Origin of the sequence: Algicola sagamiensis DSM 14643 (genome assembly GCF_000374485.1) — a bacterium.
Classification (GTDB): Bacteria; Pseudomonadota; Gammaproteobacteria; order Enterobacterales; family Alteromonadaceae; genus Algicola; species Algicola sagamiensis.
In genome coordinates this window covers 31,754-45,380 of the sequence record NZ_KB894497.1, presented here as the reverse complement: position 1 = coordinate 45,380, position 13,627 = coordinate 31,754, and the positions used below count along the sequence as shown (strand labels likewise).

Sequence of the window (13,627 nt, the reverse complement as noted above, 5' to 3'; positions counted from 1 at the left end):
CGAATTTTGTAAAATTATATTTACGAATTAAATTTTCTTTAGTGCTTTTTCTAGGTCAAGAATCAGATCTTCGACATGTTCCAGCCCTGTAGACAAACGGATTAACCCATCTGATATCCCAGCCAACTTTCTCTCCTCAGAGGTATAAGTTGAATGAGTCATCGAAGCAGGATGCTGTATCAAAGATTCCGCGTCTCCTAAGCTTACAGCTAGCGTCCATAATTCTGTTGCATTAATGAAAGCCTCCCCATGTGAGACACCACCATTTATCTCAAATGACAACACCCCACCTGCTCGCTTCATTTGCTGTCCAATAAAGCGATAACCAGGATGCGATTTGAGACCTGGATAATCCACACGTTTTACTTTAGGGTGTTTTTGCAAATACTCAGCAACGCACTGCGCATTATCCGAATGACGTTCCATACGTAATGCCAGTGTTTTTAAGCCACGTAGTATCAACCATGCATCATGAGGACTAATCGTTGCCCCCATATCCTTTAGTGTTGTCATCTTAATGTGAGAAATACGCTCCGTATCACCAACAACGATACCTGCAACAACATCACCATGGCCATTCAAATACTTCGTCGCACTATGGATAACCAGGTCAATGCCAAAAGCCGCTGGCTTCTGATATAAAGGCGTCAAAAAGGTGTTATCAACCACGGAAACCAGCTGATGTTGCTTTGCAAAACGTCCAACGAATTCTAAGTCAATCACTACCAAATTCGGATTCACAGGTGTTTCCAAAAAGATCAATTTAGTATGAGGCTTTCGGGCTGTCTGAATTGCTTCATGATCGGTCATATCGACAAATGACACCTCAACCCCAAACTTCTCCAACAGGTGGCTTAAAAAAACAAATGTGCAACCATACACAGCTTTTGAAGCAATAATATGATCACCCGCAGCAACAAAAGCCATGATTGATGCCGATACAGCACCCATCCCGGTTGCTGTTGCTGCTGCCGCCTGCATACCTTCAAGTGCCGCAACACGATTTTCCAGCTCCGCTGTTGTCGGATTTCCCAAACGGGTATAAATATACCCTTCTTCTTCCCCAGCGAAGCGCCTAGCACCTTGCGCAGCATTCTCAAAAACGAAAGTTGATGTCTGGTAGAGAGGAGTTGTCAGCGCACCATGTGGGTGAGCGTGTTCCCTGCCCGCATGAATACAGAGCGTTTCAGGTTTGTATGCATTTGACATATAGCGCCTTATTTTTATGTTTTAAAACAAGACTCTCTAATAGGAACAGAAGAATCAATAATTAGACTGATTTTTAGGTTTTTTTTTCTAAAAACGATTCATCATTTTGTAAAGTTCTCTATCCAACAGAGATAGTGAAGCCCTCAATAATTCATTATTGAGGAGTAGGGATCGCAGATCCCTAACCGAGCTTCTTAAGCAAAGAAGTAGTGAGTTTTGTGATGGAACTTTTTGCTTCTAAAGCTTGAATTGGACGAACTTCATTGATGACTTTAAATCCCATTCTCGCCATAAAAACTGAGGAAACTATACCCTGTGAAGCTTTGAGAGAAAGTTTTGCTGCAATTTCAGAACTGAGCAACGTACTACCCATATCAGTCACCAATTCAGTCGTCCCCACCAAGAGCATTTGCTTCATGAGCGATTTCAGAACACGAATACGCGCCCAATACCCAAGTGTCATACCATACAGTGAAGAGACTTCTCCAATCAGCCACAGTCCTCGCCATAAAACAATAATCATATCCATTAAGGCAAAAGGACTCACGGCCACCATTAACCCAGTTTGCATTGCCGTTTTCTCAATGAGCACTTTTGCATCCTTGTCGATTTGAGATAAAACATGGCGTTCAAATAACGCCGAGACTTCGCCAGCATTGTGGTGATCCATTATGCTTTGCCGCCAAGCATTTTTCTGTTTTTGATAATGATTCAAAAGAGGCTCTTGGGCTAATAACTTCACTATTTCCTTTGATGAAATCCCATGACTCTGGACATGCGAACGACGAATAGAAACGGCTTTTAAATGTTTCAGCTCCCGAATCTCCCGCACGACCAAAATGATGCCACACCCAAGGATCAGCCCGATGATACCTGCGAATACCCCACCTAAATACGGCGAAGCCTGCCAAGCCGTGTACCCAGATATCCCAAGTTCCGCAACCAACCAAGTGATGAGTCCAATGACAAGCCATTTGACAATGCCAGTCTTTCCTTTAGAAATACGCCTTGATTGCAATTCTTCTTCGTGGGGAGACTGTATCAACCCTTCACCATATGCAGAGCCATCAAATGACTTTGATGACTGAAGTGGTGATGATTCATCCGCTTTTTTGAAGTCAGACTGAAAAGACTTAGAAGGATTGAGTTTTGGTTCCTGACTCATACCAGCTTATCTCCAATTAAAAACTGTAATGCTTGGTCCATGCGAATATGAGGTAATTCACTTGCTACGGGTAATTTAGGTGGTAAGAAAGTTGGAAAGTCAAAATTGTGTGTATGCCAGATATGCGGCGTAGGAAAATAGTTGGGAACATCGCCAGGAAACAACGTTTTTCTATTCCCATCAGGTGTTGTTCCTTGAATACAGCTGTATAGTGCGCCACTGTCTTCAACCTCACCATGTTCTGTCGCACGGATTGACGACAAGGCAATTGCATTTTCTTCAATGCCTTCAAACTTTGCATTTTTCCGTGATAAGGAAGTCATATCTTGTATGAGCGAAACGAGGTTTTCATGCTGCTCGGGTGTCACATGATCCGCTTTGGTTGCTGCCACAAGGATTTTACTGATCCTGGGTTTCACGATCCGGGCAAGCCAGCTTGTTTGGCCATAGGAGAAATTCTTCAAAATCAACTCGACAGACTCAAGCATCTCATTCATGGACTCATGTCCCTGGTTCAGCGCAGACAGGCAATCAACAAGTACCACTTGGCGATCAATCCGCTTAAACCAAGTTTCATAAAATGGCATGACGACATGCTTCTTGTAAGCTTCAAATCGAGTATTTAACTCTTGAAGTGTACTGTGGCGTTCTCCCTCAATCACATCTGGCAACGTGTGCCAATCTAATACCGGAAAAAAGTCTAACATTGGTGCGCCATCCAGATCCCCAGGTAGCAAAAACCGCCCAGGAAGAAATAAATAACCTAGCTGTGCTGAACGGGCCTTGACCATCCAACCTTTATACAAATCAGAAAGTTGCTTGATTTCATCTGGATCGTGGCCTGCATGAATATCAAGCAAGTCCAATGCTGAAATGAATTCAGCTGCGAATTCTTTTTTCTGGCCATGCATCGTATTCGAAATCAGCTGACACCATTCTTTAAAACTTAAGCGCAACATACAAAGATCGAGCAACCACTCACCCGGGTAATCAATAAGGTCGAGATAAATCGTGCTATATGCGCCGAGGCTTTTTTTAATCGGATGCTCAGTGAGAAACCGGATTTCCAAAGAAACTTGCGTGATCCCTTTTGTCGACTCCGGCCACTGCGGCGGATCGGAAAATACCGACTGTAAAGCGGGTTTATACGGAAAGGGAGGTACGTTCAACTCGTATTGGGGGGCTATCTTTCCCCCCAGCCAGCGTCCTTCTAGCATCACATCAAAAAATGGAAAGTGTTGTGCACTCCCTTCCGATGTTAAGTGGTGAACAAGTGATGTGATAAATGCAGTTTTACCGCTTTGGCTCAAGCCTGTGACAGCAACACGAAGCCGTCGTTCGGCAGCGGTTTGTGCGAGTTTATTGGCTTTTTCACCGGCTTTTTTCAGTGTTGATTTGAATTTGTCTTTCATATGAACAACAACAGACCTCCTACTTATAGTTTCTTAAATTCCCTATCTAATGCAAACTTTTTGGAGGTCACATAAGATTCCATCAACCTTAATCGGTTTTCAAGCTGTGTCATTTTGTCACTGACATCACTGATTTGAAAACTCACCTGTGGCCCAGCCAGCCGTTCATGCTTCTTACTATAATGTGAATGTATTTGATCACTCGTATCATGCCACTGTGTTTCATAAGCTTCATCTAATAAGAAGCGCAAGATGATGTATCCCCAAAAAAATAGTCCTGCCGATAAAAGAAACCCGAGCACGAAGAAAGCACGAACATAAACAGGACTAACATCCAACTGCTTTGCAAATCCAGCACAAATTCCAAAAATAACGCCTTGATCAGGGTAGCGTTTTACATGAAAAAATTTAAATTTATTCAGATCCATGTTTCTCCCTCCAGTCCGGCGACTCGGCATCAAGGATTTTCTCTAAAGACTCAATCCTATCAGCCATTTTATCTGCTTGCTCAACAAGTGCATGGAGCTGTGTGCGTTCTTCTGGTGACAAGCCTGTTGCCTGCCTTCGTTTCATTCCGTAATGAAGGTTGAGCCATACGATTGCAACAACCCCACCAAATATGACCAACAATTCTTCCATATTTCTTCCTCCACATGACAATGATCATCATTGATCAATTGACTGCTATCGTTCGCTTTGCGCGTATCAATTTCTTAATCGTTGTCATGCCTCTGATAAAAACAGTGCCATGGTACATGAATCTTTACTTTTAATTATTTTTATTGCTCCTGCTGAAAATCATACGATTCATTTTCAGCAGGGACCTGTCATTTGTCTTTGAGTTGCTTCTTCAGCTCAGCAAGCTCTTGATCAACCTGGTCCTGAGATTCTAACTCAGCGATTTCATCTGAGAGAGATTTTTTCCCTAAATCATGAGATTCAACTTCCGCTTCCAAGTGATCAATCTTACGCTCGTATTGCTCAAACTTTAAGAGTGCATCTTGCGTTTTCGTTGCAGTGAGTTGTTTTTTTGCATCCAAGCGCGTTGATGCCGTTTGTTGTCTAAGTAACATTGCACTTTGACGAGCCTTCGCATCTGCTAGTTTTTCCTGAAGTGCATGGATTTCTTCAGATAATTTCGCAATATGATCATCGACACGCTCAAGTTCCTTCTGGAGAGCTTCGAATGATTGAGTTGCTTTTTGTTTCTCCATTAACGCAGCTCGAGCAAGGTCTTCACGATCTTTACTCAGTGCAAGCGTCGCTTTATTTTGCCATTGTTCAGCATCAGCTTGTAATCGTTGCTCACGACGCTCAAGCTCTTTACGTTCTGCAATTGCTTTTGCAGACGCTGAACGAACTTCAACAAGCGTGTCTTCCATTTCCTGAATGATCAGACGAACCATCTTTTGTGGATCTTCAGCCTTGTCCAAAATCGCGTTAATGTTAGAATTCACAATATCTGTAAAACGAGAAAAAATTCCCATAGTATTTACCTCTAATCGTTGTTCCTTGGAGACGTGACATTCAGAATTGGTGCCAACTTTCCTAAATAACGACAAATATTTGATTTAAAAGTATTTTTAGATTTCACTGGAATTTTGTACTAGTATATTCAACCAAATGTTAGTAAATTTCACTAAAAAATTGTTATGTCACGTTTAAGGCAGAAAGACAACCTGATCGGCGAGTCCGATGCTTTTTTGGAAGTTCTGGAACAGGTCTCAGGAATTGCACCACTCGATAAACCAGTATTAATTATTGGCGAGCGAGGAACAGGAAAAGAGTTAATTGCAGCTCGCTTGCACTATCTTTCACCACGATGGGAACAAAATTACGTCAAATTAAATTGCGCAGCACTCAGCGAAACACTTTTGGAAAGTGAATTATTTGGGCACGAGTCTGGTGCATTTACTGGCGCAAACAAACGCCATGAAGGCCGATTTGAACGTGCGCATCATGGCTCTTTATTCTTAGATGAACTGGCCAATACATCTTCTCTCGTACAGGAAAAGTTGCTGCGTGTCATCGAATATGGTGAACTTGAGCGTGTTGGTGGTAAACAGACAATCAAAGTCGACACACGACTCATTTGTGCAACGAATGAAGATTTACCGACACTTGCTGAAGAAGGTCAATTCCGTTCTGATTTACTCGATAGATTGGCATTTGATGTGATCACACTTCCGCCCCTACGTTATCGTCAGGAAGATATTCTGATCCTTGCAGAGTATTTTGCAATTCAAATGGCCCGTGAGCTTGGGTGGTCGTTATTTAGCGGGTTTACAACGCGTGCAAAAGAAGTGCTTCTTTCTTATCACTGGCCAGGCAATATCCGCGAACTAAAAAATGTTGTTGAACGCAGCGTCTATCGCAGCGCAGATCCGAATATTCCGGTTAGCCAAGTCATTCTCGATCCGTTTCATTCACCTTTTCGCCCTTCGGTACGTAGCTCAGAAACGCAACATCGACACCCTGGCAATGAGCCAGAAGGAGCTTCGTCTGTGGCAATTAATCGTGAGTCGGAACCGACGTATTCCTTTCCGCTTAATTTAAAAGAAGCCTGTCAAAGTTATGAGATATCCGTGATCCAACAAGCGCTTGCTGCCCATCATTACAGCCAGAAAAAAACAGCACAAGCACTTTCATTGTCCTATCATCAATTCCGCGGCATTCTAAAAAAGTACAATTTACTTGATGAGATAAAAAAATGAGCAGGACGCAATGGCTATTTTGGGCAAGTTTATGGTTTAGTCTGACAGGGTGCAGTTTTTTAAGCAAAGATGAAACCCATGCGCAACAAGGGATTATTTATTGCTCGGAAGGATCACCTGAGAGTTTTAACCCACAGCTTGCAACATCGGGTACAGTCACCGCTGTTTCACATCAGATTTATAACCGTTTATTGGAACAAGACCCAGTCACCGGTGTATTCATACCAAGCTTAGCCACATCTTGGACGGTCAATGATGCATCCACAAAATATCGCTTTAAACTCAGACACAATGTATCATTCCATCAAACCGACTTCTTTCAACCCACCCGTGACTTTAATGCTGATGATGTTGTCTTCACGTTCAAACGGATCATAGATATTTACCATCCATATCGATTTGTGAACGGTGGCATCTACCCTTACTTCCAAAGTATTGGTTTTACCCATGTTGTCAAATCTGTGCAAAAGGTTGCTGATGATGAGGTTGAGTTTTTACTTCATACCCCGGACAGTTCATTTTTATCGACTTTATCCACTGATTTTGCAGCCATTCTCTCTGAAGAATATGGCGCACAATTAGAACTGGTCGGCAAACATGAATCCATTGATAATCAACCGATAGGAACAGGCCCATTCCAATTAACTGAATTTCAATATGATTCCTTAATTCGCTTTCAAGCACATAAAAAGTATTGGCAAGGCCCACCATCTATCGATCATCTAGTTTTTGATATAACCAGCCACAATGCTTCTCGATTAGGGAAACTCATCACGGGTGAATGCGACTTGATTGCTTTTCCATCTGCAGCAGAGTTAGAACTCATTAATGACAGACCAGAAATCCGTCTTGAGAAAAATACGACACTCAACGTTTCTTATTGGGCTTTTAATACGAAAAAGCCTCCATTTGATAACCCGAAGGTGAGACAAGCCCTTGCCCTTGCAGTGAATCGAGATTCAATATTACAGTCTGTTTATTTTGGTCATGCAACATTGGCAAAGTCGATTCTTCCACCTGTTTCCTGGGCATTTGACCAATCCCTCAAAAAGCCCGAATTCAACCTTGAAAAAGCAGCGCAATTACTGAAAGAGTCCGATGTTCATGAAGGGTTTGAAATGGATATTTGGGCGATACCTGTCAGCCGTCCTTATAATCCTAACGCCACAAAAATGGCGGAGTTACTCCAAGCTGATCTGGCGCAACTAGGGATTAAAGCCAATATTATCTCGATGGAATGGGCCACCTTTCGTAAGCATCTCAACGCCGGGGAGCATGATTCTGTGTTGATTGGATGGTCAGCCGATAATGCAGATCCGGATAACTTCTTTAGACCATTATTGAGCTGTACTGCATCCTATAGTGGTCAAAACAGAGCACAGTGGTGTGATCCAGACTTTGATAGGCTATTACAGGAAGCACTGACGACAACAGATGTAGCGCGCAGAATTGCCATGTACCACCAGCTTCAGCAATTGTTACAACATGAAAACCCAGTGACACCCATTGCTCACTCACTTCGTTATCAGGCAACACGAACAAACGTCTCAGGCGTTGAGGTCAATCAATTTGGCGGTATTTCATTTTACCGGGCGAAGAAGGTGGCACTGTGAGTATCTATATTATCCGACGGCTGTTTTTGCTTGTCTTTGTTTTGACACTTTTATCTATTTTTTCTTTTAGTCTTGGGTATCTCTTTCCAGGTGATCCGCTCACAAATTTCACAGGGCAACAGGATATACCCTACTATAGTGTTCCTGAATTACGCCAAGCGTATTACCTTGACAGTAATATCGCCACGCAATATATCGCCTACCTAACTCGCATTTTACAGGGTGACTTTGGAATTTCATTTTCCAGCGGGGCATCTGTGTTCGAAGAAATTAAACGTGTCTTTCCTGCAACAATCGAACTCGCTTGCTATGCACTGTTAGTGTCATTATTTGTTGGCATCATTCTGGGTAGTATTGCTGCAATGAAAAATAACTCACCTATCGCAAAGTTGATCAATTACATTGCACTTGTAGGTCAGTCATTGCCGATATTCTGGTGGGCGCTGATCCTCATTATGTTTTTTTCTTTTCAGTTGGGTCTTTTCCCAATTTCGGGGCGTCTCAGCCTTTTATATCCAATACAACACCAAACTGGCTTTTTATTCGTTGATATCTACCTCTCAGATGCATCATATCGTACCGCGGCTTTAAAAGATGCACTACGGCATATTATTTTACCAACTGCTGTTTTGAGTATGTATCCAACGACAGTGATGCTGAGGTTTACACGCGAGTCTCTATTGAATGTCCTTGATACGCCCTATATTAAGACAGCGAAAGCGAAAGGTATGTCCCAGACGCAGTTGATGTTCCGCCATGGACTGAGAAACAGCCTGTTACCAGTCATCAAGCAAATCGGATTACAATTTAGTACGCTATTGACGATGGCAATGCTCACTGAATTTATTTTTTCATGGCCTGGGATTGGGCGCTGGCTGGTTGAAGCCATTTATCAACGTGACTATACCGCCATCCAGGGCGGATTATTAATTGTCGGCTGTTTTATTATCATCATCACGGTATTGATCGAGATCGTCCATATGATCCTCAACCCACTCGCGAGGAAAGACCTGTATGCATCGCGCTAAGTTGTATTACGAGGAAGTGAACCAGTCACCAACAGCCCAGTTATGGCGCTCATTCAAACGTGATCATCCAGCTGTGGTAGGTCTATGGTTTTTTGGCTGGGTATTATTTCTGGCCATTGCAGCCCCTATTTTGACGCCTTATGACCCACTGCAACAACAAGTCGATCATGTCCTGCTCCCACCTTCTTGGGATGACAATGGTGATGTTCATTTTGTTTTTGGGACAGATGATTTAGGGCGGGATCTCTTCTCTCGTTTAATTTCTGGGGCCCGTCTGACATTTGGCCTCAGTTGTCTTGGTGTTATCTCTGCACTTGTGATTGGGACAATCATTGGTGCCATCGCAGGAATGAGTACAGGCTTAAAATCGAGTTTTCTTCATCACATTCTGGATATCACATTATCGATTCCCTCCCTATTACTTGCCATCATCATCGTCGCTATTCTTGGTCCCAGTTTGTTCAACAGTCTGGCAGCTGTCGTGCTTGCGCTTTTGCCACAATTTATTCATACCGTCAGCAGTGAAGTCCACGAGCAACAAAACAAGAATTATGTCGTTGCTTTTCGACTAGATGGTGCGAGCAAGTTTCAAATCCTTCTCAAAGTGATCTTGCCAAATATCTATGACAAACTTGTCGTCCTCTTTACCCTTGCATTATCGACAGCCATTCTAGATATTGCAGCCCTGGGTTTTCTTGGCTTAGGCGCACAGCCACCAGAGCCAGAATGGGGCGCTATGCTTAAAGCAAGCCTTGATTTAGTTTATGTTGCCCCCTGGGTCGTTGCGATCCCAGGCATTATGTTGTTTTTGACCGTTTTATCTATCAATCTGGTTGGTGAAGGGCTCAACAAAGCCTTAAAAGAGCGGATGGAACGTTTATGAATTTATTGGATGTCCGCAATTTAACGATTGAGTTACCAACGCATGATCAGCAGATCATCGCCGTTGATCGAGTAAGTATGACCATCCGAGAAGGTGAAATCCTCGGACTCGTTGGTGAATCAGGTTCTGGCAAAAGCCTCATCGCAAAGGCTATTGTTGGTGTGTTGAATAATCGTTGGAAAGTCACAGCGGATCGCATGCAATGGATGGGAGAAGATTTACTCCGTTTACCTGTCGAAGAAAGACGGGAAATTATTGGACGTGATATCTCCATTATTTATCAAGAACCAAGTCGATGTCTCGATCCAACCGCAAAAGTTGGTGAACAGCTCAAAGAGTCAATTCCAAATAGCATCCTCAAGGCGAACTTTTGGCAGCGCAGAAAAGCCCGACAGGAAAAAGCAGAAGGGCTTCTGCATAAAGTCGGTATCAAAAATCACAAACGAGTCATGAACGCCTACCCTCATGAACTTTCTGAAGGGGTTTGCCAAAAAGTGATGATTGCAATGGCGATTGCAAAATGCCCCAAACTCATTATCGCCGATGAGCCGACTGCATCACTCGAAGCAACAACGCGTGCTCAAATTTTTCGAGTCTTAAAAAGCTTAAACCAGTTGAAAAACACTTCGATTTTGTTGATCACCCACGACTTTGAAATCATCAGTCATTGGACCGATCATACCAATGTTCTTTATTGTGGACAGCTCGTTGAGTCCGGAAAAACATCGGATATCATTACGAAACCATTTCACCCATACACAGATGCTCTGATCACGAGTGTACCTGATTTCAAAGAAGCAACCGCGCATAAGCAAAAGCTTGTGACCTTACCAGGTACAATACCATCACTTGAACACCTCCCCATTGGCTGCCGCTTAGGGCCAAGGTGCCCAAACGCCAAGCGAGAGTGCGTCATTGCACCAAAAATGACAAAACGGCAAAGTCATAGTGTTGCCTGTCATTTTCCACTGAATTTAACCAAGAAAGAAACCATCACATGAGCGCGCTCCTTGAAGTTCATAATCTTTGTAAGAACTATCCAATGCCAGGAACATTGCTTTATCGGCAGCAGATCACTGCTCTCTACCCGCTCACATTTACCCTTGAGCGTCAGCAATCTCTCGCAATCATTGGAGAGGCTGGTTCTGGAAAAAGTACTTTAGCAAGGCTGCTGGCTGGCGTCGAAAAGCCGACTTCAGGTGATATTATTCTCAACGGTTATCCATTAACTGAAAAACTCCAACGCCAACGTCATAAAGACATACGGCTTATTTTCCAAGATGCGAAAGACTCTCTGAGTCCAGGTGTTAAAATTGGCTCGACTCTCGACAATGCCTTAAAACTCAATACCGACTTGGCGAAAGAAGAACGTATCCAGAAAATCGGCCGAACGCTCATTAAAGTCGGTTTACTACCAGAACATGCTGAGTATTACCCACACATGCTATCTGGTGGGCAGCTACAACGCATTGCGCTTGCCCGTGCCTTAATCCTTGATCCACAAATCGTTATCTTGGATGAAGCGCTTGGTGCGCTTGATCCATCTATCCGGGCTCAAATCGTCAATCTGCTTTTGGAACTTCAGGAATCGATGCATTTGTCTTACATCATCGTGACCCACCAGCTCAATCTCGTGAAACATATGAGCGATAATGTCCTAGTTTTGAATGAAGGCAAGCTGGTCGAAAGCAATGAAACAAACCGCTTATTTATGTCACCTACTCATGAATATACGCAAAGAATGATTGCAAGTCGTAACATTTAACGAGTTGAACGAAAACCTATGACCACCGAAGACTTTTTATTTCAGGCATTTATTTTTTTATCCGCCGCTGTTGTTGCCGTTCCTATTTCTAAAAAGGTAGGGCTAGGTTCGGTTTTGGGCTATTTAATTGCAGGGTTTGTCATTGGCCCTTCAGCACTGGAGCTTGTCGGTGACGAAATCAAAGATATTATGCATTTTGCTGAATTTGGTGTAGTCATGATGCTCTTTCTTGTCGGCCTTGAGCTGCAACCGAGTAAGTTATGGGCCATGAAAGTCCCTATCTTAGGGCTTGGTGGTGCACAGGTCACTCTCACATCTGTCTGTGGCTTTGCAATTGGCCTTGGACTCGGGCTCCCTTGGGAAAAAGCCCTTGCAATCTCGCTCATTCTTTCCCTGTCCTCTACCGCAATTGTTTTAAGCTCTTTGTCAGAGCGTGGCATGATGAAAACCAGTACAGGAAACCAGATTTTCTCTGTTTTGTTGTTTCAAGACATTGCCATGTTACCAATCTTGGCTTTTCTGCCATTACTTGCCATGGAAATTCAAACGAAAACAGCAGAATCGAATGGTTTGATTGAAACACTGATTATTCTAGGCAGTATTGCGGGGATTATTCTCGCAGGACGATTTTTGATTCGGCCAATATTCAGGATCATTGCAACAACAAAACTTCGAGAGTTGTTTACTGCTGCTGCATTAACGCTTGTTATCGGTATCACGCTACTCATGCATATGATTGGATTATCCGCCGCATTGGGTGCATTTGTTGCAGGCGTTGTTCTAGCAGATAATGAGTATCGACATGAAATAGAAGCGGAAATCGAACCATTTAAAGGCCTGTTGCTTGGCCTATTTTTCATTACAGTTGGTGCAAGTATTAACATCAATGTTCTGCTTGCAGCACCATGGATTATTGCCGGTGTTGTGGCAACTTTAATGACCGTGAAGTTTATCGTTGTCTTTTCAGTTGCACGCGTATTCCACCAATCCAGCAATCACAGTACGATGATCGCTGCCGCATTATGTCAGGGTGGCGAATTTGCTTTCGTCTTATTCAACTTTGCCCAGCAAAACCAAGTACTCCCACTTGAAATCACACAACCACTTACCGTTGCCGTCGCCATTTCAATGGCACTCGCGCCACTTGTGATGAATGCATTATTCAAATTGGTTGAAACGCAAATGGTTCAAAAGAGTGATATCACACCCACTGAGCATGATGTCGTGAATAAGTCTCCGCGCGTGATCATTGCTGGGTTTGGACGTTTTGGGCAAATTGTTGGCCGCCTAGTTAGAAAAAGCGGACACCAAGTCACCATCTTGGAACATGATGCCAATCAGGTTGAACTGCTACGCCAGTTTAATAACGAAGTGTTCTTTGGCGATGCAGGAAGAAAGGACTTGCTTGAACTTGCTGGCGCGCATGATGCCGAAATTTTTGTCATTGCGATCGATGATCATGAAAAAAGCCTTGAGATCTTGCATATGGTGAAGAAACACTTTCCAAACCTGACTATTTTCGCAAGAGCACGGGGTCGAAGAGAAGCACATGAACTTCATCGAGCTGGTGCAGACAAATTCATTCGAGAGACATTTGACTCTGCCCTTCACTTGGGAAATGAGGTTTTGCAAAGTCTGGGAAGCTCAGCACAACAAGCAAGTGCTGCAGCACAAGCATTTCGTCAACATGATGAGCATTCAATATTCGCAATGACAGATTTGCTTGATGATAGGCAAGCATATATTTCAACTGCGATTGCAAATGCTGAAGAGCTTGAATCCATCTTGAAAAAAGAGTTTATTTCTGAAGACAAGAAATAATATGGTCGATGAAAGCG

The 13,627-nt window shown here is 43.2% G+C and carries 13 protein-coding genes; 7 read left to right on the top strand and 6 right to left on the bottom strand.

Going from position 1 to position 13,627, the window contains the following annotated elements:
* Window positions 1–27 precede the first annotated feature (27 nt).
* From megL to pspA, 6 genes are all read right to left on the bottom strand, one after another.
* On the bottom strand, window positions 28–1,209 hold the full coding sequence (gene megL / locus C505_RS0111535) for a methionine gamma-lyase (protein WP_018692768.1): 1,182 nt from the start codon (window positions 1,207–1,209) through the stop codon (window positions 28–30).
* 181 nt (window positions 1,210–1,390) lie between these two features.
* Window positions 1,391–2,374, bottom strand: a complete 984-nt coding sequence (locus C505_RS0111530) for a TIGR01620 family protein (protein WP_018692767.1) — start codon at window positions 2,372–2,374, stop codon at window positions 1,391–1,393.
* Window positions 2,371–3,786, bottom strand: coding sequence for a YcjX family GTP-binding protein (locus tag C505_RS0111525; RefSeq protein ID WP_018692766.1), 1,416 nt, complete (start codon window positions 3,784–3,786; stop codon window positions 2,371–2,373). Before C505_RS0111525 ends, C505_RS0111530 begins: the two co-directional genes overlap by 4 nt.
* 23 nt (window positions 3,787–3,809) lie before the next feature.
* Window positions 3,810–4,214, bottom strand: a complete 405-nt coding sequence (locus tag C505_RS0111520) for a PspC domain-containing protein (RefSeq protein WP_018692765.1) — start codon at window positions 4,212–4,214, stop codon at window positions 3,810–3,812.
* Entirely contained in the window at window positions 4,201–4,425 is a 225-nt protein-coding gene (gene pspB, locus C505_RS0111515; protein WP_018692764.1) for an envelope stress response membrane protein PspB, read from the bottom strand. Before pspB ends, C505_RS0111520 begins: the two co-directional genes overlap by 14 nt.
* A 188-nt stretch (window positions 4,426–4,613) precedes the next feature.
* Window positions 4,614–5,273: a phage shock protein PspA gene (gene pspA, locus C505_RS0111510; protein WP_018692763.1), complete on the bottom strand. Its 660-nt coding sequence runs from the start codon at window positions 5,271–5,273 to the stop codon at window positions 4,614–4,616.
* A 165-nt stretch (window positions 5,274–5,438) separates the two neighbouring features.
* On the opposite strand from pspA, the gene pspF reads away from it, so the two are divergent.
* From pspF to C505_RS0111475, 7 genes are read left to right on the top strand one after another with little or no spacing between them, the layout of a single operon-like run.
* On the top strand, window positions 5,439–6,500 hold the full coding sequence (pspF, locus tag C505_RS0111505) for a phage shock protein operon transcriptional activator (RefSeq protein ID WP_018692762.1): 1,062 nt from the start codon (window positions 5,439–5,441) through the stop codon (window positions 6,498–6,500).
* A complete protein-coding gene (gene sapA / locus C505_RS0111500) occupies window positions 6,497–8,113 on the top strand; it encodes an ABC transporter substrate-binding protein SapA (protein WP_018692761.1) in 1,617 nt (538 codons plus the stop codon). Before pspF ends, sapA begins: the two co-directional genes overlap by 4 nt.
* Window positions 8,110–9,141, top strand: a complete 1,032-nt coding sequence (locus C505_RS0111495; protein ID WP_018692760.1) for an ABC transporter permease — start codon at window positions 8,110–8,112, stop codon at window positions 9,139–9,141. Before sapA ends, C505_RS0111495 begins: the two co-directional genes overlap by 4 nt.
* On the top strand, window positions 9,128–10,024 hold the full coding sequence (locus C505_RS0111490) for an ABC transporter permease subunit (protein WP_018692759.1): 897 nt from the start codon (window positions 9,128–9,130) through the stop codon (window positions 10,022–10,024). Before C505_RS0111495 ends, C505_RS0111490 begins: the two co-directional genes overlap by 14 nt.
* Complete coding sequence (locus tag C505_RS0111485; protein ID WP_018692758.1) at window positions 10,021–11,025, top strand: peptide ABC transporter ATP-binding protein; 1,005 nt, start codon at window positions 10,021–10,023, stop codon at window positions 11,023–11,025. Before C505_RS0111490 ends, C505_RS0111485 begins: the two co-directional genes overlap by 4 nt.
* On the top strand, window positions 11,022–11,789 hold the full coding sequence (locus C505_RS0111480) for an ATP-binding cassette domain-containing protein (RefSeq protein WP_018692757.1): 768 nt from the start codon (window positions 11,022–11,024) through the stop codon (window positions 11,787–11,789). The genes C505_RS0111485 and C505_RS0111480 overlap by 4 nt, the downstream gene beginning before the upstream one ends.
* 18 nt (window positions 11,790–11,807) lie before the next feature.
* Window positions 11,808–13,610 (top strand): monovalent cation:proton antiporter-2 (CPA2) family protein, encoded by a 1,803-nt coding sequence (locus tag C505_RS0111475; RefSeq protein ID WP_018692756.1) that lies wholly within the window; start codon window positions 11,808–11,810, stop codon window positions 13,608–13,610.
* Window positions 13,611–13,627: the final 17 nt, after the last annotated feature.

Excerpts from the sequence above, each read along its gene's own strand:
- C505_RS0111525 (WP_018692766.1), bottom strand. The coding sequence starts at position 3,786 with ATGAAAGACAAATTCAAATCAACACTGAAAAAAGCCGGTGAAAAAGCC.
- megL (WP_018692768.1), bottom strand. The coding sequence starts at position 1,209 with ATGTCAAATGCATACAAACCTGAAACGCTCTGTATTCATGCGGGCAGG.
- C505_RS0111530 (WP_018692767.1), bottom strand. The coding sequence starts at position 2,374 with ATGAGTCAGGAACCAAAACTCAATCCTTCTAAGTCTTTTCAGTCTGAC.
- C505_RS0111475 (WP_018692756.1), top strand. The coding sequence starts at position 11,808 with ATGACCACCGAAGACTTTTTATTTCAGGCATTTATTTTTTTATCCGCC.
- pspF (WP_018692762.1), top strand. The coding sequence starts at position 5,439 with ATGTCACGTTTAAGGCAGAAAGACAACCTGATCGGCGAGTCCGATGCT.
- C505_RS0111485 (WP_018692758.1), top strand. The coding sequence starts at position 10,021 with ATGAATTTATTGGATGTCCGCAATTTAACGATTGAGTTACCAACGCAT.
- pspA (WP_018692763.1), bottom strand. The coding sequence starts at position 5,273 with ATGGGAATTTTTTCTCGTTTTACAGATATTGTGAATTCTAACATTAAC.
- C505_RS0111480 (WP_018692757.1), top strand. The coding sequence starts at position 11,022 with ATGAGCGCGCTCCTTGAAGTTCATAATCTTTGTAAGAACTATCCAATG.
- sapA (WP_018692761.1), top strand. The coding sequence starts at position 6,497 with ATGAGCAGGACGCAATGGCTATTTTGGGCAAGTTTATGGTTTAGTCTG.
- C505_RS0111520 (WP_018692765.1), bottom strand. The coding sequence starts at position 4,214 with ATGGATCTGAATAAATTTAAATTTTTTCATGTAAAACGCTACCCTGAT.
- C505_RS0111490 (WP_018692759.1), top strand. The coding sequence starts at position 9,128 with ATGCATCGCGCTAAGTTGTATTACGAGGAAGTGAACCAGTCACCAACA.
- pspB (WP_018692764.1), bottom strand. The coding sequence starts at position 4,425 with ATGGAAGAATTGTTGGTCATATTTGGTGGGGTTGTTGCAATCGTATGG.